Below are 18,323 nucleotides of genomic sequence, written 5' to 3' on the forward strand. Positions count from 1 at the left end.
TCGCTACTTGCAATGGGCAGACTGCCCAAGGCAATGGGACGCAATATTCTAGCCGCCGACTGGCGATCACTCAACCAAAGCTCGGCCACCGTGAGGGAATAACCGCTGATCGGGTTGCCAATGACAGCAAAACGGGCCCCTTGTCGAGGCCCGTGCTGGTCGGTGTTGGCTGGGGTGGTGCCTTATTTGGCTCGCAGCAGCGTGACCGTCTCTTCTGTCAACGCGGTCAGGATCGGACGCTGCTCTCGCACGTATTGCACGAAGGAGGCCGCGTCCGTGCTGCAGTTGACACTGCTGGCCTTGCAGTCGAGCTGCTGGCCCGGCGCATAGCGGGCGCTCAGCTGATCGCCGCTCTGCTCCACTTTCTCGATGGGGAAGCCGGTCAGCTTGCCATCCACCCAGGCGAGATCCAGCCGCTCGGCCTGCTGGCGCTGGGCGCGGGCGAGAGCCTGCCAGCCGTCGTTGCCATTGGCACTGTAGGCGTTCATCACCACCCGGTAGCGCTGGCTGTCGACCAGATCCTGCCATTGCCCTTCGGCGCTCAGCCATTGCAGTCGGGTCAACTCGCCACGCTTGGCCGGCACGGTTTCGGTGAAGGTGTAGCGCAGGTGGCCGCCGTAGGGGAACTTGCCGGCGTGGGCGCTGGCAGGCAGGGTGGCCGTGATGGTCTCGGTCAGCAGGGCGCGCACCTCGGCACCGGTCAGGGTCAGCACGGAGAGCTGATTCTTGAACGGCAGCAGGGTGAGCGCCGCGTCCCCTTCGCGCAACTCGCCGGCGGGCAGATCGGCGCGCACGCCTCCCACCGCCAGCAGGGCGAAGTGGACAGGGCCGCCGGTCAGGGCCTGCACCGCCGGAGTGTTGGCCCAGTAGTATTGGCCTTCAGCCACCAGGGGGGCGACGTCGGAGCCGTGGCTGTCGCTGCCGTTGTCGCCGGGGCGGCGGGCATTTTGCAGCGCCGCCGGCAGGGTGGCGATGACGGGTCCGAAGGCCTGCTCCAGCGCCGGCTTGTAGTGGCTGTCGATGATGCCGCGCAGGCGCGGGTCTTCATCCACTGTCACCAGGTTGGGCTGGGCATCGATGAACTTGCCCGCCTGCTTGCCTCGCGCCTCATCCAGCACCTGCTTGCGGGCCGGATCGGCGAAGAAGTCACGGCTGGCCAGCAGCTGGTTCTGGCCCTTGCAGGCGATGACCCGGCCCTGGCCGTCGAAGCTGACCCGGGCCAGGCCGATGGCCTGGGCGTAGGAGCCTGCCTGCACCACACAGGTCAGGCCGACGCCGTCCGGATTGGTGACCAGCTGGGCGTATTCGCCTGTCTTGCCCCAGCCGATGTTGCGAAAATCGCCGAGCAGGCTGTGGGAGTGGCCGCCGACGATGGCATCTATGCCGTTCACCTCGGCCGCCAGCGCGAGATCCCGCTGGTTGCCGATATGGGTCAGGGCGATGACGTGGTGGATCCCCTTCTGGCGCAACAGATCCACGGTCGCCTGGGCCGAGGCGACCTCCTTGCCAAAGCGCAGCTTGCCGACGTTGGGAGAAATATTGGCCATGTCCTCCAGCACCAGCCCCATCACGGCGACCAGCTGCTTGCCCTGCGGCAGGTTGTTGAGATCGGTGACCGGGCTCTTTCGGTTGCCTTCGAAGGCATAGATCACGAACGGCTTGAGGTTGGTGGTGTGGCGCAGATCCGGGTCGTCACGGGTATCCAGGTTGGCGGCCAGCACCGGGAAGTTGACCCCTTCGATGAAGCGGGCCAGCTTCTGGTTGTCGAGATCGAATTCGTGATTGCCCAGGGCCATGGCATCGAGCCCGAACTGGCTCAGCAGCTCGGCATTGGCCATTCCCTCGTTGAGCTTGAAGTAGCCGCTGCCCTGCCAGGCATCGCCACCGTGCAGCAGCAAGAGCGGCTGGTTCTTGGCAAGCGCCTCGGCCTGAAAGGATTTCGCCATGGTGAGCAGGCGCGGATAGCCGCCGAAGCGGGTGTAGAGGGTGTCGGTTTCCCCCTGCTTGCCAAAGATGGGCCCCTTCAGCTCGGCGTTGACCGGGTCAAACTGGGAGTGGGTGTCGTTCATGTGCGCCAGGGTTAGCACGAAGGGCTGGTTTTCTTTGCCGGGCTGACAGGCGAACAGGAAGCTGCAGAGGACGAGGAGCAGCAGCGGGCGCAAGCGATTCATGGATCAATCCTTAACCTGCGGTGGGGCAGGGCAATACCGGGTGTGACAGGGCTAGAAAGACAAAAACCGCCAGCTGGCGGTTTTTGTCACAACGGCGTCTATCAATGCTCAAACATGGCAGAGATGGACTCTTCGTTGCTGATACGACGAATGGCTTCGGCCAGCACGGTTGACAGGGTCAGCTGCTTGACCTTGTCGACCGCCTTCATCTCCGCGGTGAGCGGGATGGAGTCAGTGATGATCAGCTCGTCGATGACCGAGTTCTTGATGTTTTCCACGGCGGAACCGGAGAAGACCGGGTGAGTGGCGTAGGCGAATACACGCTTGGCGCCGCGCTCTTTCAGGGCTTCTGCGGCTTTGCACAGGGTGCCGCCGGTGTCGATCATGTCATCGACGATAATGCAGTCGCGGCCGGCCACGTCACCGATCAGGTGCATGACCTGGGAGACGTTCGGGCGGGGACGACGCTTGTCGATGATGGCGATGTCGGTATCGTCCAGCAGCTTGGCGATGGCACGGGCACGCACCACGCCGCCGATGTCCGGCGATACAACGACAGGGGATTCGAGGTTCTTGGACTTCATGTCTTCCAGCAGCACCGGGCTGCCGAACACGTTATCGACCGGGACGTCGAAGAAGCCCTGGATCTGCTCGGCATGCAGGTCAACGGTCAGCACACGGTCCACACCCACGCTGGAGAGGAAGTCGGCGACAACCTTGGCGGTGATGGGCACTCGGGCGGAGCGGACGCGGCGGTCCTGACGGGCATAACCAAAGTAGGGGATAACGGCAGTAATACGGCCAGCTGAAGCACGACGCAGAGCATCCACCATGACGATCAATTCCATCAAATTGTCGTTGGTCGGGGCACAGGTGGATTGAATGATGAAGATATCGCCACCGCGTACATTCTCATTGATCTGTACGCTGATCTCGCCGTCGCTAAAGCGACCTACGGCAGCATTGCCGAGTTTGATAAACAGGCGATCTGCGATCTTCTGGGCTAGTTCCGGCGTTGCGTTACCAGCAAACAGCTTCATGTCAGGCACGGTTTGAAACCTCGGGGTTGCATCCAGTATGTGGGGGAGTCTGATTCAGACCCGTATCGTTTTGGGGCAAACGATTTATCAGGTTGACGGGTCAGGCCACTATAGGCCGCTTTCAGGCTAGGTGCATATCGTTACATGTTTCAAATCGGATGGCTGTCGCGTTTGCGGGCCGCCGTCATCCAGGAGATCGATGACCTCTTTGTGAGTGACAAGGGGGCGATAATGGTTGCAGACGGGCTTGACGAGATTGCGCTTTGTCAAGATCCTCTGCCGCCGGTTTACCGACACACCTGTGTCAATCACCAAGATAATGGCTGGGGTACTAGGATTCGAACCTAGGAATGGCGAGATCAAAACCCGCTGCCTTACCGCTTGGCGATACCCCAATCACTGATTTGTTGCAATGTCACGAACAGTGGTGATATGTTCTCGCCCTTGGCGACAAACCCATCCCATCTCTTCGGCACTTTTGCCAACACTTCCCGAGCAGCCTCTTCGTCTTCAAATTGAGCAAAGACGCAGGCTCCTGTGCCCGTCATTCTTGACGGCGCGTATTCTAGCAACCAGCCGAGCGCATTGGCAACCTCGGGGTGGCGCTTTTTCACCAGCAATTCGCAATCGTTTTTCCAATCCCCTTCCAGCAAGTTGTGAAATGCCATTTTCGGGGTCGCTCTGGGCAGGTCCGGATCCTGAAATACTGCGGCCGTCGCCACGTGGCAATCGGGCTTGAGCACCAGATACCAGGCGCTTGGCAATTCGACCGGTTGCAGTCGCTCGCCCACCCCTTCTGCAAAAGCGGCGCGGCCACGAACAAACACGGGCACGTCGGCCCCCAGCTGAACGCCAAGCTGTGCCAGTTCATCTTCGCTCAAGCCTGCCTGCCAGAGGTGGTTAAGCGCCACGAGCGTGGTGGCTGCATCCGAGGAACCACCGCCGATACCACCGCCCATGGGCAATACCTTCTCAAGCCGGATGTGGGCCCCCTGCGGGCTGGGCAACCGCGCCTGCAGCAGGCGGGCGGCGCGGATGATGAGGTTCTGCTCATCCGGTACGCCGGGAATGGCCGGGCTCAGGGTGAGCAGGTCGGTACCGGTGAGCGGCTCGAATTCGAGCCAGTCACCGTGACTGAGGAAGATGAACAGGGTCTGCAGCTCGTGATAGCCGTCCGGACGACGGCCATTGACGTGCAGGAAGAGGTTGAGTTTGGCCGGTGCCGGCCAGCGAGTGGCGGTCATTGTCGCCTCCTTGTCAGTCGCAGCCATCAGCGAGCGAGCGTCCATTGGTTGATCTGCAACTTGAGGCGGCTGCCCTGGCCTGTCATGGTCAGTTGGTGCGGCAGGCGGTAGCCGTCCTGATCCCGGTAGTCGCCGTAGACGATCTGCCATTGGCCGTCACGCACGCTGGCCAGGCTGCTGTCGGGATTGAGTTCGAACTCGGCCTTGCCCGGCAGCCCCTTGATCCACTCCGGCAGCCCCTGCACCGGTATGTTCCAGCCGGTGAGCTGATAGACGAGCGCCTCGGCATCCTGGCTCTGGTGCGGCTTGCCCTCATTGTCGATCAGGGTGATCTCGCCCTTGCTGCGGGAGAGTTCCAGTATGTGGGTACCAACTATGCTGCTCAGGTTGAGGCGGTAGTCGTCCCCATCCTGCTGCCAGTTGACCCGGGCGCTGCCCTTCTGCTGGGCCGTGATGATGGCCATCTTGCCCGACAGCTGCCAGTGGCTGAGCTGCTCGAGACGGGCCCGCTCCTGCTGCCAATTGACCTGATCCCGCTGGGGTTGGGTGGTGGCACAACCGGCCAGCAACAGCAGGCAGGCGAAGGTGAAAATACGCAACAACAAGGTCATGCTCCAGATACGGGGATTTGCCACAGTATACGGGGCGGCCGTATTGCTTTTAAAGCCTTACCCTTTCTCGTACAATTGACGGCCTTTACTCCCAGCGCACAGATACGATCACCACCCACTCATGAGTTTGCTTGCCCTCGGAATCAACCACAACACCGCCAGTGTCGCCTTGCGGGAGCGGGTCGCGTTCGGCCCGGACTGCATCGATCGCGCCCTGCGTGAGCTGGTCACCCAACCCGGCGTAAGCGAGGCGGTGATCGTCTCGACCTGCAACCGCACCGAGCTTTACTGCAGTCTGGCGCAGGGGCAGGGGGAGCAGGTACTGCACTGGCTGCAACGTTTCCATGGCCTGGACGCGGCAGAAGTGGTGTCCGCCATCTACCAGCACTGGGACGAAGAGGCGGTGCGTCACCTGATGCGGGTCGCCTGCGGCCTGGATTCCCTGGTGCTGGGCGAGCCGCAGATCCTGGGGCAGATCAAGCAATCCTATGCCCATGCCCAGCAGTCCGAGGCGGTGAAGGGTTCGCTGGAGCGTCTGTTCCAGAAGTCTTTCTCCGTGGCCAAGCGGGTGCGCACCGATACCGAGATAGGTGCCAGCGCGGTGTCGGTGGCCTTTGCCGCCGTCAGCCTGGGTCGCCGCATCTTCTCCGATCTCTCCCAGACCAAGGTGCTGCTGGTCGGTGCCGGCGAAACCATAGAACTGGTGGCCCGTCATCTGCGCGAGCAAAACGTCACCCAGATGATGGTGGCGAACCGCACCCTGCAGCGGGCCCAGCTGCTAGCCGAGGAGTTCGGCGCCCGGGTGATGACCCTGGAAGAGATCCCTGATTATCTGCACGAGGCGGACATCGTCATCAGTTCGACCGCCAGTCCCCTGCCCATCATCGGCAAGGGCATGGTGGAACGCGCCCTCAAGGCCCGTCGCTTCAAGCCCATGTTCCTGGTGGATATCGCCGTGCCACGGGATATCGAGGCCGAGGTGGACGAGCTCTCCGATGCCTACCTCTACACGGTTGATGACCTGCAGGGCATCATCGAGCAGAACCTGGAGACCCGCAAACGGGCCGCCGCCGAGGCGGAGCTTATAGTGCAGGAAGAGCGCGATGAGTTCATGGGCTGGTATCGCAGCCAGCATTCGGTAGATCTCATCCGCGATTATCGTCATCAGGCCCAGCAGGTGGCCGATGAGGAGTTGCAGCGTGCCTTGCTGGCCCTGCAACAGGGCGAGAATGCCGAGCAGGCCCTCAAGGCCATGGCGCACCGCCTCACCAACAAGTTGATCCATGCACCGACCCAGGCCCTGCGCCAGGCGGCGGCCCAGGGGGATCACCATCAGCTCTCCCGCCTGCGTCAGGTGCTGGGATTGTCACCAGAGTAATTGTTCGGGGTGGCCGACTGGCGGCCCCTTCCTCCATCGAGAAAACAAGATTTATGAATCCGTCACTGATCAGAAAGCTGGAAGGCCTCATCGAGCGCCACGAAGAAGTACAGGCCATGCTCGGCGAGCCCGGGGTGGCCTCGGATCAGGATCGCTACCGCGCCCTGACCCGGGAATATGCCCAGCTGGAAGATATCGTTCACGCCTTCCAGCGCTTCCGCCAGGCCGAAGAGAACCTGGAGGCCACCAAGCTGATGCTGGAAGAGGATGACGCCGACCTGCGCGAGATGGCGCAGGAGGAGTTGCCGCTGGCCAAGAGCACGCTGGAGGAGCAGGAGCAGGCGCTGCAGGTTATGCTGTTGCCGCGGGATCCCAAGGATGACAACAACTGCTACCTCGAGATCCGGGCCGGTGCCGGCGGTGACGAGGCGGCCATCTTTGCCGGTGACCTGTTTCGCATGTATTCCCGTTACGCCGAGCGTCAGGGCTGGCGCATCTCCATCGTCAGCTGCAACGACGGCGAGCACGGTGGCTACAAGGAGGTGATCGCCAAGGTGGACGGCGAGCATGTCTACGGCCGCCTCAAGTTTGAATCCGGCGGTCACAGGGTGCAGCGGGTGCCCGAGACCGAATCCCAGGGTCGGGTGCACACCTCCGCCTGTACCGTCGCCGTGCTGCCGGAAGTGCCGGAAGCCGAGCAGATCGAGATCAATGCGAACGACCTGAAGATAGATACCTTCCGCGCCTCCGGGGCCGGTGGCCAGCACGTCAACAAGACGGATTCCGCCATCCGCATCACCCACTTACCTACCGGCCTAGTGGTGGAGTGCCAGGATGAGCGCTCCCAGCACAAGAACCGCGCCAAAGCGATGTCCGTGCTCTCCGCTCGCCTGCAGGCGGCCGAGGATGAGCGCCACCGCGCCGCCGAGCAGAGCACCCGTCGCAACCTGGTGGGTTCCGGCGATCGTTCCGAGCGTATCCGCACTTACAACTACCCGCAGGGGCGCCTCTCGGAGCATCGCATCAACCTCACCCTCTATCGTCTCGGCGAGATCATGGAGGGGGATCTGGACTGCATCATCAGCCCCATGATCCAGGAGTATCAGGCCGATCAGCTCGCCTCCCTGGCGGAAAACAGCTGATGCAGCCGGTTTGTGCAGATATCGCCATCACGGCGGTGGGGCGCCGCTGATGCAGATCCAGCAGGCTCGCGCCCACATAATGGCGACCCTGGCCGGAGGCGAGTCTCCCCGCGCCGACGCCGACGTGCTGCTTTGCCATCTGCTCGGCTGCCGGCGCAGTTATCTGATGACCTGGCCGGAGCGCACCCTGGATGCCGCCCAGCAGGCAAGGCTGCAGGACTGGCTGAGCCGTCGTCTCAACGGCGAGCCCATCGCTCACCTGGTGGGTGAGCGGGAGTTCTGGTCACTGCCGCTCAAGGTGAGCCCGGCCACCCTGATCCCGCGCCCTGACACCGAGGTGCTGGTGGAGCAGGCGCTGGCGCGGTTGCCCCCCAGGCCCGCTTCGCCGCATCAGGCGCCTTGTGCCTTGCTGGATCTGGGTACAGGCACAGGTGCCATTGCATTGGCGCTCAAGTCAGAGCGGCCCGATGCCGATGTATGGGCGGTGGATAGGATGCCGGAGGCGGCCGCACTGGCGCGCGCCAACAGCGCCGCGCTGGGTTTGCCCATCACGGTGCGCGATGGCAGCTGGTTTGAGCCACTCTCGGGCGCGCCGCGCTTCGGGATGATAGTCTCCAACCCGCCCTACATCGACGGCGCCGACCCCCATCTGGCTGAGGGGGATGTGCGTTTCGAACCTCGCTCCGCCTTGGTGGCCGACGAACAGGGGCTGGCGGATATCCGGCTGATAGTAGCCGGTGCGCCTGCCCATCTGCTGCCCGGTGGCTGGCTCCTGCTGGAGCACGGCTGGCAACAGGGTGAGGCGGTGCGTCAACTCCTGCTGCAGCACGGCTACAGCCAGGTGGAAACCGTGCGCGATTACGGGGATAACGAGCGGGTGACCCTGGGGCGCCTGGCTCGGTGATGATGACGGGCGGGCCCGGCCTGCCTCTGTTCAAGGACATGTTATGTATGTTGCTCTCAAACATCTGCATCTGGTGCTGATCGCCTCGGCCGTGCTGATGTTTATGCTGCGTTTTTACTGGGTTCAGAAGGGGACGGGCGGCGCCTATGGCAGCCGGGTCCTGCAACTGAGCAGCTGGTTGAATGGGCTGGTGGTGCTCTCCGGCGTGCTGCTGTGCATGGTGCTGGATCTCAATCCGCTCAACAACGGCACCCCCTGGCTCAGCGAGAAGCTGACCGCCATTCTGGTGGTGGCATTTTTGGCCATGATGGCGCTGCGGCTGGCCCGCAACAAGGGTATCCGCTGGTTTGCCTTCCTCGGTGCCCTGGGTTGGCTCTTCTTTATCGCCAAGCTTGCGCTGCAGAAGCAGGCCGGTCTGTTCGGTTAAGGATGATGACTATGATACGCGTAGACGAATGGACCGATTTCGAGGCCCACGACATCGCCGAGCTGGCGCTGTCGGTGAGTGACGAGATCTATGGTATCGGCGGTCGTGGCGATGCCGAGCTGGCCCGGCTCGATGCCTGGCTGGACGAGACGATCGACGAGGGTAACTGCGACGAGGTGCGTCGTCAGCTGCTGCAGGGCTTTTACCAGACCCTGGGTTTTCACGGTGACTGGCAGGATTACTTCTCCGCCGCCAATTGCGATCTGGCGCAGGTGCTCGCCCGCAAGCAGGGCATTCCGGTCAGCCTCGGCATCCTCATCATACAGCTGGGCCGCAAGCTCGGGCTGGATGTTGAGGGGATCTGTTTCCCCGGTCACTTCCTGGTGAGCTTCGCTGGCAGTGAGGGCGAGGTCTATGTGGACCCCTTCACCGGCGACGAGTTGAGCCTGCACCGCATCGAGCTGCTGCTGCGCGGCGCCCTCGGTAATCTGGCTACCCTGACCTCTGAACACCTGCAGCCCTCGGGCCAGTGGGAGATCATCGAGCGGCTGCTCAACGTCAGCAAGGGTGCCCTGCTGCGGGAAGATCGCATGACGGAAGCGCTGCGCTGCAGCGAACTGCTGCTGCGCATGAAGCCTGGCGATCCGCTGGAGACGCGGGATCGCGGCTTCATCTATGAGCAGCTCGACTGCCCGCGCTTCGCCGCCGACGATTTTGAATACTTTATTGAACAATGTCCGGACGATCCGGTGGCCGATGTGCTCAAGGTGCAACTGGCCGCGCTGGATCTGAGCCCCAAGCCCCTCCATTAAAAGTGCCCGGGAGCTGCAACGGAAGAGTATCAAGGCCGGTGTGCCAAGGCGCAGCGGACTAATTTGGATTCAAGCCCCTTCACTTAAGGATGCCTGAGATGGAACAGAAGAATATCAAGATCAATGACATCGATGTAGCCAACGACAAACCGTTCGTGCTGTTCGGTGGCATGAATGTGCTGGAATCCCGCGACATGGCGATGGCGGTGTGCGAGAAGTACGTGGAAGTGACCAGCAAGCTGGGCATACCATTCGTGTTCAAGGCGAGCTGGGACAAGGCCAATCGCTCCTCCATCCACTCCTACCGCGGCCCAGGCCTGGAAGAGGGGATGAAGATCTTTCAGGAGCTGAAAGCGACCTTCGGTATGCCAGTCATCTCGGATCTGCATGAGGTTCATCAGGCCAAGCCGGTGGCCGAAGTGGTTGATGTCATCCAGCTGCCCGCCTTCCTGGCGCGCCAGACCGATCTGGTGGAGGCCATGGCCCGCACCGGCAACGTCATCAACATCAAGAAACCGCAGTTTCTGAGCCCAAGCCAGATGAAGAACATCACCGACAAGTTCGAGGAGTGCGGCAACGATCAGCTGATCCTGTGCGAGCGTGGCGCCAACTTCGGTTATGACAACCTGGTGGTGGACATGCTGGGTCTGGGCGTGATGAAGAAGAGCACAGGTGGCTATCCGGTGATCTTCGACGTGACCCACTCATTGCAGTGCCGCGATCCGCTGGGGGCGGCCTCTGGTGGTCGTCGGGATCAGGTGACCGAGCTGGCCCGTGCTGGCATGGCGGTCGGCCTGGCCGGTCTGTTCATCGAGTCACACCCAGACCCGAAAGTGGCCCGTTGCGATGGCCCGAGTGCCCTGCCGCTGGAGAAGCTGGAAGGTTTCCTCAAGCAGATGAAGGCGATCGACGACCTCATCAAGGGCTTCGAGCCCCTCGATACCTCCGCCTGATCCGCAGTGCCGGTGTCGTGATGCCAGGTGCCCCGCCATGCGGGGCATTTTTATATCCAGGATGTTGTCATTAAGGTCTTAAATAAATCACCGACCAAATATATCACAGTTGCCGTGGTGTTAATGATGTTAAATGTGTTGTGTGATTAATGTCTCTTAATTGCTTCTTATAACGTGTGACAGTGGCGCCGTTACGATGACGAAATAGCATGAAGCTGGCGAGAGAATGATGATCTCTCGTTACGGCTCCCGCATGCTTATTTCTGCCATATGATATGTCGATTAATTAACAGGACGTTAATAATGCGAAAAAAAATATTCAGCAGCCTTTATTTTCAGGTGCTGCTTGCGATCACCCTGGGGGTATTTCTGGGGCACGTCTATCCCGACCTCGGGGCGGATATGAAGCCACTGGGTGATGGCTTCGTTAAATTAATCAAGATGATCATTGCCCCCGTTATTTTCTGTACCGTGGTGACTGGTATCGCCGGCATGGAGAGCATGAAGGCGGTAGGAAAAACCGGTGCCATCGCGCTGCTCTACTTTGAAGTGGTGAGCACCATCGCCCTGGTCATAGGGCTGTGCGTGGTCAACCTGCTGCAACCCGGGGTGGGCATGAACGTGGACCCCGCCACGCTGGATGTCAGCGCCATCTCGGCCTATGCCGAGCAGGCCAAGTCGCAGGGCATCATCGCCTTCCTGCTTGATGTGATCCCGGGCAGCGTGATCGGCGCCTTTGCCAGCGGCAATATTCTTCAGGTATTGCTGTTTGCAGTGCTGTTTGGCTTCTCTCTGCATCATATTGGCGAGAAGGGAAAATTAATCTTCAATGTCATCGACAGCTTCTCCCAGGTTATTTTCGGCATCATCAACATGATCATGCGACTGGCGCCGGTCGGAGCATTTGGTGCCATGGCCTTTACCATAGGGAAATACGGTATTGGCTCGCTGATCCAGCTGGGGCAATTGATAGCCTGCTTCTACATGACCTGTCTGCTGTTCATTTTTATGGTGTTGGGCAGCATCGCCAGGGCGAATGGTTTCAGCATCCTGCGCTTTATTTCCTACATCAAGGAAGAGTTGCTGATCGTGCTGGGAACCTCCTCTTCCGAATCCGTGTTGCCGCGCATGCTGGTCAAGATGGAGGCGCTTGGCTGCAAGAAGTCTGTGGTGGGGCTGGTGATCCCGACCGGTTACTCCTTCAACCTGGATGGCACCTCCATCTATCTGACCATGGCGGCCATCTTCATCGCCCAGGCGACCAACACGCCGCTGGATCTGTTCCAGCAGATCACCCTGCTGGTGGTATTGCTCATCTCTTCGAAAGGGGCGGCCGGCGTCACCGGCAGTGGCTTCATCGTGCTGGCGGCCACCATCTCGGCGGTGGGGCACCTGCCGCTCGCCGGGTTGGCGCTGATCCTGGGGATAGATCGCTTCATGTCAGAGGCGCGTGCCTTGACCAACCTGATCGGCAACGGGGTGGCCACTGTGGTGGTGGCCCGCTACTGCGATCAGCTTGATGAGCAGCAGATGAATGAGGTGCTCGCCAACCCGGCCGCCGTACAGAAGGTCGACCAGCACGGATAGCTGGTGGGCGCGGCCTGCGAGGAGAGATGGGCAAGCACTGTGTCTTGCCCATAAAAAAACGGCCCGTGTGGGCCGTTTTTCATGGTGCAGATCACCGCAGAGGGAATTACAGGCTCTGGGTAAAGGTACGGGTGACCACGTCACGCTGCTGTTCTGGGGTCAGTGCGTTGAAGCGCACGGCGTAGCCAGAAACACGTATGGTCAGCTGCGGGTATTTCTCCGGATTGGCGATGGCGTCTTCCAGGGTCTCGCGGCGCAGCACGTTGACGTTCAGGTGCTGGCCACCTTCCACGGCAGGTTCGGCTTGAACCGGCAGCTCACGGTATTCGAACTGACCCAGGTCAGAGACGCTGACTTCCTGATCGGCGGTGAAGGTGTCGCCCTTGGCGCAGATGCAACGAGCCTGTTGCTTCTCTTCGTCCAGCAGCCAGAAAGAGTTCAGCAGTGCTGCGTTGGTGGACTGGGTGATTTGGATGCCCTTGATCATGGTATGACTCCTCATAGGAAAGCGGATTCAACTGTAAGGAAATTACCCTGATGTATTTAAACCACCGGGATGATTTAAAGGGCCCTTGCCTTACACCTTTACTTTGTTGGGTCATATATACCACGATGGTAATAATACGAAAATTGATCTAAATCAAAAAATGCGCGTTTTGCTCCTGTGTGTGGGGATTAAATTATTGAGATTAATCAAAAATAGGTCATTTTTCTGATTATGTAAGATATCCAAATTATGCATCTTTCATTAATTAAATCTAGTAATTTAACTACATGTTATAGCTGTTTCACTCTGCGGAAGTCAGGGCGCTGCCGGTCTCACCGACAGATTGGGCCATGGCGCTGGGCTGGATGCCCATCATCCGGCAACCTCGGGTTCTCGCCTCCTCTATAAAGGTCGAGGATCCGCCGGGAGGGGCTCAGCCGATGGCGCTGCGGTTGCGTCTTGTGGTCTGCCCCCCTATCCTGAGCCCCTTGCCGCATTAATTGAGGATATTGGGGTGCTGACCTGGACAGATGTACTGGATTCGGAGAAAGAGGAGAGAGGGAGAGGACCGCAGGGGTCTGATCCTGCCGCATTGATTGAGGAGGCTGGGGTGCCGAGCTGGACAGATGTGATTGGCTCTGAGAAAGAGCAGGACTATTTCAAGGCGACCCTGGCGACCGTCAGGAGCGAGCGGGAGGCGGGCAAGCTGATCTATCCCCCGGCAACCGAGGTGTTCAACGCCTTCAAACTGACCGAGCTGGATCGGGTCAAGGTGGTGATCCTGGGTCAGGACCCGTATCACGGCCCGAACCAGGCCCATGGCCTCTGTTTCTCCGTGCTGCCCGGCGTGCGTACGCCCCCCTCGCTGGTCAACATCTACAAGGAGATGCAGCGTGATCTGCCGGGTTTTGTCACACCCAATCACGGTTTTCTGGAGTCCTGGGCCCAGCAGGGCGTGCTGTTGCTCAATACGGTGCTGACGGTACAGGCGGGCATGGCCCACTCTCACGCCCATCTGGGTTGGGAGACCTTCACGGACAGGGTCATAGAGCAGATCAACGCCAGCTGTCAGGGAGTTGTCTTCCTGCTGTGGGGTGCCCATGCCCAGAAGAAAGGCCGTTTCATCGACCGGCAGCGCCATCACGTGCTGAGTGCCCCTCATCCCAGTCCGCTCTCCGCCCATCGTGGCTTCATAGGTTGCGGCCACTTCTCCGAAACCAACCGTCTGCTGGCCCAGCAGGGGATGAGCCCCATCAACTGGCATTCGGTCTGCGAATAAGCGGACACTGAAGGGCCATGACTGTCGCCGGGTGTCGAGTCAGGATGGCAGGAGCAGGAGTCTGGCATTGTGCGTCACTCGGCATTTTGTCTGCAGATGACTTGATTGAGTGCAAAGTTAGCGTGATAAATGACCGTATACTCGAAACAGGATCGTCTCATTTCAGCGCAAGGAGTGCCCATGCTAGCCAGTCTGCACAAGGATCATCTCAACATCGCCAGGTTGTTGGCGCTGCTCAAACACAAGCTCGCCGCCATTCGCAGTGAGCAGCCGGTCAGCTACTTCCTGATCCGGGACGTGGTGGATTATTTGCGGGAGGTGTCGGACAAGTACCACCACCCGAAAGAGGACATGATCTACGACTACTACCTGAAATACCGGGTGGTGGAAGGCGAGGTCGCCAGCCGGTTGCAGGAGGAACACGCCAGACTGCTGGAGGCCGGTGCCGAGCTCAAGGAGATGGTGGAGATGATATTGATGGACGCCGTCATCCCGCTGGATCAGTTTACGGCAAGGCTGGAGCAGTTTGTGGCGCTGCAAGAGGCGCACATGAACTATGAAGAGGGAGTCATCTTCCCCCATCTGCGTGATTCGCTGACCGAGGACGATTGGCGTCACCTGGAGCAGATCTGGCATAACCGGGCCATAGGGGATCCCCTGTTTGGCGCCGAGATCAGTCAACACTTCCAGGAGCTGGCCAAACGCCTGTCGTTGCCACTCTCTTCCTGACAGTCACAAGCCACTAAAAAACAGCGCCCCGGTTAACTGGGGCGCTGTTTTTACAGTTCGATCTCTTCCGAGAGACCTTCATAGGCGATGTCAATGGATTGCAGCTCCTTCTGCAGGCGATGCTTGTCTTTCAACGCCTCAATCTCACGCCATTTACGTTTCTTTCCCGTTGTCCCGCGGCTACGTGAACCGAGCTCAACCACATCGTCATAATCGAAGTTGAACATTTCCATGGCTCCCTCCTTGGTTATTATCATTTTCATCACCCGTATAACATAACGCCATTAAAATTAAAACGTTTTCGTGACGAACTCATGACAGGGGATCCAGCGCCCATAAAAAAACCGGGCTCCCTCGCGGGAGCCCGGTTTTTGTCTGCTCTTGGCGCCCTGATTAGAGGCGGCTGGCCAGCATGGTTTCCAGCTTGCCCTGGTCGATGGCGAACATGCGGATCCCTTCGCCCAGCTTCTCGTGGGCCATGGCGTCCTGGTTCAGTTCCCAGCGGAATTCGGCTTCGGTCATCGGGGTCGGCTTGGCCTTGCGCTCGCCTGTGTAGTTCAGTTTGCGCACCACGGCGCCATCGGTCTTGCTCAGCTCTTCCAGCAGGGCCGGGCCTATGGTCAGGCGGTCGCAGCCAGCCAGTTCCAGGATCTCGCCGGTGTTGCGGAAGCTGGCACCCATGACCACGGTCGGGTAGTCGTGTTGCTTGTAGTAGTCGTAGATGGCGGTGACGGAGACCACGCCCGGATCTTCGCTCGGGGTGTAGTCACGGTTGTGCTTGGCCTTGTACCAGTCGAGGATGCGACCCACGAACGGGGAGATCAGGAAGGCGCCGGCTTCGGCACAGGCACGGGCCTGGGCGAAGGAGAACAGCAGGGTCAGGTTGCACTGGATACCCTCTTTCTCCAGCACCTCGGCGGCACGGATCCCTTCCCAGGTGGAGGCCAGCTTGATCAGGATGCGATCGTTGGCGATACCGGCTTCGTTGTAGAGACGGATCAGTTTGCGGGCCTTGGCGATGCTGGCGTCGGTATCAAAGGAGAGACGGGCGTCCACTTCGGTGGAGATGCGGCCCGGGACTATCTTAAGCACTTCCAGACCTATGTTGACTGCCAGCTTGTCGCCCGCGTCGATGATTTGCTGTGCCTTGTCCTGGCTCTGGGATTTTGCCCAGTTGATGGCGTCTTCGATCAGCGCCGCGTATTCGGGGATCTCGGATGCCTTCAACACCAGGGAGGGGTTGGTGGTGGCATCGATGGGCTGGTAGCGCTTGATGGCTTCGATATCACCGGTATCGGCGACAACTGTGGTCAGGGCTTTCAGCTGGGTTAATTTATCGGCCATAGCAAATATCATCTCTTAATGAGGGAGGGATCCCGGGGTTGCGGGCGTGAGACGACAGTTCTGAAATAAAATTACAAAATCCCGGCGGCTCAGGCTCAGAAAAGCACGATGGGGGAGGCCCATCGCCATTGCCTGCCTAATTAATACGGATGCGGCTCATCCTGCAATAGGGGGGCTTGTATGCTTATCAGCCAGTCGCTGGCGGCGCGGGGATGAAGTGGATAAAAGTGATTGATAAAAAACGACTTTTATCCATTTTTCACAAATGGATTTATCCCCCGATAAAAACAACTTTTTTGGTTGATTATCGGTTTTGTGTCATCGATCACATAAATTGTGTGGTCAGCCACTTGAAATTTTATTACGTGTAAAACGTTTGGCAAAATGGGGCCATTTTGAAATCCATTTCAGGTAAACGCTTGCGCCCTAGTTTGCTTCCCCGTGAACTCATCTACCTCTATGTAGATAATTGCCAAATCGTGCTCTTTTGGGTCTAATTTGTCAGCTGATTGATTGAGTTTCAAGTTTTGTTGAAAATTTGCGTGTTAAATGAAGCTTTATTGCGCCGGACAGCTCGTTTTTTGTTTTCTCAGTGATCGCGATCACTATTCTGAACTCCCTCGCTATGCTAGATTCCGCCCCTTTAGTGAACCGCTAATTCAGAAACAGACAGCAAGGGGTCAGCGCAGACTGGCCATGGACGTGATAACAACGAGAGACATATGGACACCTTGATCGCAATGCTAAACGACCTGATGTGGGGAGCCGTGCTCATCTACCTGCTCATCGGGGTCGGCATCTTCTTTACCTTCCGGCTGGGCTTTATCCAGATCCGCCATTTCGGCCACATGTTCTCCGTGTTGCGCAATAGCCGCAAATCGGACAAGGCCGGCATCTCCTCCTTCCAGGCACTCTGTACCAGTCTTGCCGCCCGCGTGGGCACCGGCAACCTGGCCGGTGTGGCCGTGGCCATCTACCTCGGTGGCCCGGGTGCCATCTTCTGGATGTGGCTGATCGCCTTCATCGGCATGGCGACGGCCTTCGTGGAGAGCACTCTGGCCCAGCTCTACAAGGTGAAGGACGAGGACGGCAACTACCGTGGTGGCCCCGCCTACTACATGGAGCGCGGCCTCGGCATGCGCTGGATGGGGGTGGTATTCTCCCTCTGTCTGCTGCTGGCATTCGGCCTGGTGTTCAACGCGGTGCAGGCCAACTCCATCAGCCTGGCGATGAACGTGGCGTTCGGCATTCCTGACTGGGCGACCGGCCTGGCGCTGGTGGTGCTCTCCGGCCTCATCATCTTCGGCGGCATTCGTGGCATAGCCCGCTTCGCCGAACTGGTGGTGCCCTTCATGGCGCTGGCCTACATACTGATGGCGCTGTTCGTGGTGGCGATGAACATCAGCGAATTGCCAGGGGTGTTTGCGCTGATCATCAAGTCGGCCTTCGGCATCGAGCAGGCGGGGTCCGGCGCCATGGGGTACGCCATCTCCCAGGCGATGATCAACGGCATCAAGCGCGGTCTCTTCTCCAACGAAGCCGGTATGGGCTCAGCTCCCAACGCCGCAGCGACCGCGACTCCCTATCCGCCGCACCCGGCCTCCCAGGGCTATGTGCAGATGCTGGGAGTCTTCCTCGACACTATCGTCATCTGTACCTGTACTGCGGCCATCATACTGATGTCCGGCCAGTTTGAACCTGGCTCCGGCATCACAGGGGTCGAGCTGACCCAGCGTGCACTCTCTTCACAGATAGGTGGCGGTGGCAACATCTTCATCGCGGCGGCCATCTTCTTCTTCGCCTTCACCTCCATAGTGGCGAACTACTCCTACGCCGAGACCAACCTGGTGTTCCTAGAGCACAACCACAAGGGCGGCCTGATGCTGTTCCGGATGTTCGTGCTGGGCATGGTGATGTTCGGTTCCGTGGGCGAGTTGCCGACCGTGTGGGCCATGGCGGATGTCTCCATGGGGCTGATGGCCATCGTCAACCTGGTGGCCATACTGCTGCTCTCCAGCGTGGCCATCAAGCTGGCCAAGGACTACAACGATCAGCTCAAGCTGGGCAAGGTGCCTACCTTCGATGCCAACAAGTACCCAGAGATCCGCAGCCAGCTGGAAGAGGGGATCTGGGACAACCCGCCCCAGAGCAGCAAGCAGGCCTGAGCCTGACGTTTGCTGTTGCCTGATGAACAAGGGGAGCCACTGGCTCCCCT

Annotated in this window: 17 protein-coding genes and 1 tRNA gene; 10 read left to right on the forward strand and 8 right to left on the reverse strand. The window is 59.6% G+C overall.

Annotated features, from left to right (window positions below; genetic code table 11):
• Nucleotides 1-182: 182 nt before the first annotated feature.
• The 5 genes from BN1128_RS08835 to lolB form a co-directional block, all read right to left on the reverse strand.
• Nucleotides 183-2,171, reverse strand: coding sequence for a bifunctional metallophosphatase/5'-nucleotidase (locus BN1128_RS08835; protein WP_042867757.1), 1,989 nt, complete (start codon nt 2,169-2,171; stop codon nt 183-185).
• Between the two features lie 101 nt (nt 2,172-2,272).
• Nucleotides 2,273-3,220, reverse strand: a complete 948-nt coding sequence (locus BN1128_RS08840) for a ribose-phosphate pyrophosphokinase (RefSeq protein ID WP_005317019.1) — start codon at nt 3,218-3,220, stop codon at nt 2,273-2,275.
• A gap of 311 nt (nt 3,221-3,531) precedes the next feature.
• A tRNA-Gln gene (locus BN1128_RS08845) sits at nt 3,532-3,606 on the reverse strand.
• Nucleotides 3,586-4,455 (reverse strand): 4-(cytidine 5'-diphospho)-2-C-methyl-D-erythritol kinase, encoded by an 870-nt coding sequence (gene ispE / locus BN1128_RS24580; protein ID WP_082030390.1) that lies wholly within the window; start codon nt 4,453-4,455, stop codon nt 3,586-3,588. Before ispE ends, BN1128_RS08845 begins: the two co-directional genes overlap by 21 nt.
• Nucleotides 4,456-4,481: 26 nt before the next feature.
• On the reverse strand, nt 4,482-5,066 hold the full coding sequence (lolB, locus tag BN1128_RS08855) for a lipoprotein insertase outer membrane protein LolB (protein WP_042867761.1): 585 nt from the start codon (nt 5,064-5,066) through the stop codon (nt 4,482-4,484).
• Between the two features lie 121 nt (nt 5,067-5,187).
• On the opposite strand from lolB, the gene hemA reads away from it, so the two are divergent.
• From hemA to BN1128_RS08890, 7 genes are all read left to right on the forward strand, one after another.
• Complete coding sequence (gene hemA, locus BN1128_RS08860; protein WP_042867763.1) at nt 5,188-6,444, forward strand: glutamyl-tRNA reductase; 1,257 nt, start codon at nt 5,188-5,190, stop codon at nt 6,442-6,444.
• A gap of 53 nt (nt 6,445-6,497) precedes the next feature.
• Nucleotides 6,498-7,586 (forward strand): peptide chain release factor 1, encoded by a 1,089-nt coding sequence (prfA, locus tag BN1128_RS08865; RefSeq protein WP_005317010.1) that lies wholly within the window; start codon nt 6,498-6,500, stop codon nt 7,584-7,586.
• Between the two features lie 49 nt (nt 7,587-7,635).
• Nucleotides 7,636-8,490 carry a peptide chain release factor N(5)-glutamine methyltransferase gene (prmC, locus tag BN1128_RS08870; protein ID WP_042867791.1) on the forward strand — a complete coding sequence of 285 codons (855 nt, stop codon included), beginning with the start codon at nt 7,636-7,638 and terminating at the stop codon, nt 8,488-8,490.
• 43 nt (nt 8,491-8,533) lie between these two features.
• Entirely contained in the window at nt 8,534-8,917 is a 384-nt protein-coding gene (locus BN1128_RS08875; protein WP_042867765.1) for a SirB2 family protein, read from the forward strand.
• An 11-nt stretch (nt 8,918-8,928) separates the two neighbouring features.
• Nucleotides 8,929-9,729: a SirB1 family protein gene (locus tag BN1128_RS08880; RefSeq protein WP_042867766.1), complete on the forward strand. Its 801-nt coding sequence runs from the start codon at nt 8,929-8,931 to the stop codon at nt 9,727-9,729.
• Between the two features lie 98 nt (nt 9,730-9,827).
• On the forward strand, nt 9,828-10,682 hold the full coding sequence (kdsA, locus tag BN1128_RS08885) for a 3-deoxy-8-phosphooctulonate synthase (RefSeq protein WP_042037513.1): 855 nt from the start codon (nt 9,828-9,830) through the stop codon (nt 10,680-10,682).
• 303 nt (nt 10,683-10,985) lie between these two features.
• Nucleotides 10,986-12,269 carry a dicarboxylate/amino acid:cation symporter gene (locus tag BN1128_RS08890; RefSeq protein WP_042867769.1) on the forward strand — a complete coding sequence of 428 codons (1,284 nt, stop codon included), beginning with the start codon at nt 10,986-10,988 and terminating at the stop codon, nt 12,267-12,269.
• Between the two features lie 106 nt (nt 12,270-12,375).
• Here the strand turns inward: BN1128_RS08890 and grcA are convergent, their stop codons facing one another.
• Nucleotides 12,376-12,756: an autonomous glycyl radical cofactor GrcA gene (grcA, locus tag BN1128_RS08895; RefSeq protein WP_042867771.1), complete on the reverse strand. Its 381-nt coding sequence runs from the start codon at nt 12,754-12,756 to the stop codon at nt 12,376-12,378.
• Between the two features lie 610 nt (nt 12,757-13,366).
• Here grcA and ung point away from each other — a divergent pair.
• Together ung and BN1128_RS08905 are read left to right on the forward strand one after the other, a co-directional pair.
• Nucleotides 13,367-14,035 (forward strand): uracil-DNA glycosylase, encoded by a 669-nt coding sequence (ung, locus tag BN1128_RS08900; protein WP_042867793.1) that lies wholly within the window; start codon nt 13,367-13,369, stop codon nt 14,033-14,035.
• Nucleotides 14,036-14,215: 180 nt separating this feature from the next.
• Complete coding sequence (locus tag BN1128_RS08905) at nt 14,216-14,764, forward strand: hemerythrin domain-containing protein (protein WP_042867773.1); 549 nt, start codon at nt 14,216-14,218, stop codon at nt 14,762-14,764.
• Nucleotides 14,765-14,814: 50 nt separating this feature from the next.
• On the opposite strand, the gene BN1128_RS08910 is transcribed toward BN1128_RS08905, so the two are convergent.
• Both BN1128_RS08910 and tal read right to left on the reverse strand, forming a co-directional pair.
• Nucleotides 14,815-14,997: a DUF3545 family protein gene (locus BN1128_RS08910; RefSeq protein ID WP_042867775.1), complete on the reverse strand. Its 183-nt coding sequence runs from the start codon at nt 14,995-14,997 to the stop codon at nt 14,815-14,817.
• A 160-nt stretch (nt 14,998-15,157) separates the two neighbouring features.
• Nucleotides 15,158-16,108, reverse strand: coding sequence for a transaldolase (gene tal / locus BN1128_RS08915; RefSeq protein WP_042867777.1), 951 nt, complete (start codon nt 16,106-16,108; stop codon nt 15,158-15,160).
• Between the two features lie 722 nt (nt 16,109-16,830).
• On the opposite strand from tal, the gene BN1128_RS08920 reads away from it, so the two are divergent.
• Complete coding sequence (locus BN1128_RS08920) at nt 16,831-18,273, forward strand: alanine/glycine:cation symporter family protein (protein WP_042867779.1); 1,443 nt, start codon at nt 16,831-16,833, stop codon at nt 18,271-18,273.
• Nucleotides 18,274-18,323: the final 50 nt, after the last annotated feature.

This window comes from Aeromonas piscicola, from assembly GCF_000820005.1.
GTDB lineage: Bacteria > Pseudomonadota > Gammaproteobacteria > Enterobacterales > Aeromonadaceae > Aeromonas > Aeromonas piscicola.

Bases quoted from the DNA above. Each gene is read 5' to 3' on its own strand.
- BN1128_RS08835 (WP_042867757.1), bottom strand. From the start codon at position 2,171: ATGAATCGCTTGCGCCCGCTGCTGCTCCTCGTCCTCTGCAGCTTCCTG.
- ispE (WP_082030390.1), bottom strand. From the start codon at position 4,455: ATGACCGCCACTCGCTGGCCGGCACCGGCCAAACTCAACCTCTTCCTG.
- lolB (WP_042867761.1), bottom strand. From the start codon at position 5,066: ATGACCTTGTTGTTGCGTATTTTCACCTTCGCCTGCCTGCTGTTGCTG.
- hemA (WP_042867763.1), top strand. From the start codon at position 5,188: ATGAGTTTGCTTGCCCTCGGAATCAACCACAACACCGCCAGTGTCGCC.
- prfA (WP_005317010.1), top strand. From the start codon at position 6,498: ATGAATCCGTCACTGATCAGAAAGCTGGAAGGCCTCATCGAGCGCCAC.
- prmC (WP_042867791.1), top strand. From the start codon at position 7,636: ATGCAGATCCAGCAGGCTCGCGCCCACATAATGGCGACCCTGGCCGGA.
- BN1128_RS08875 (WP_042867765.1), top strand. From the start codon at position 8,534: ATGTATGTTGCTCTCAAACATCTGCATCTGGTGCTGATCGCCTCGGCC.
- BN1128_RS08880 (WP_042867766.1), top strand. From the start codon at position 8,929: ATGATACGCGTAGACGAATGGACCGATTTCGAGGCCCACGACATCGCC.
- kdsA (WP_042037513.1), top strand. From the start codon at position 9,828: ATGGAACAGAAGAATATCAAGATCAATGACATCGATGTAGCCAACGAC.
- BN1128_RS08890 (WP_042867769.1), top strand. From the start codon at position 10,986: ATGCGAAAAAAAATATTCAGCAGCCTTTATTTTCAGGTGCTGCTTGCG.
- grcA (WP_042867771.1), bottom strand. From the start codon at position 12,756: ATGATCAAGGGCATCCAAATCACCCAGTCCACCAACGCAGCACTGCTG.
- BN1128_RS08905 (WP_042867773.1), top strand. From the start codon at position 14,216: ATGCTAGCCAGTCTGCACAAGGATCATCTCAACATCGCCAGGTTGTTG.
- BN1128_RS08910 (WP_042867775.1), bottom strand. From the start codon at position 14,997: ATGGAAATGTTCAACTTCGATTATGACGATGTGGTTGAGCTCGGTTCA.
- tal (WP_042867777.1), bottom strand. From the start codon at position 16,108: ATGGCCGATAAATTAACCCAGCTGAAAGCCCTGACCACAGTTGTCGCC.
- BN1128_RS08920 (WP_042867779.1), top strand. From the start codon at position 16,831: ATGGACACCTTGATCGCAATGCTAAACGACCTGATGTGGGGAGCCGTG.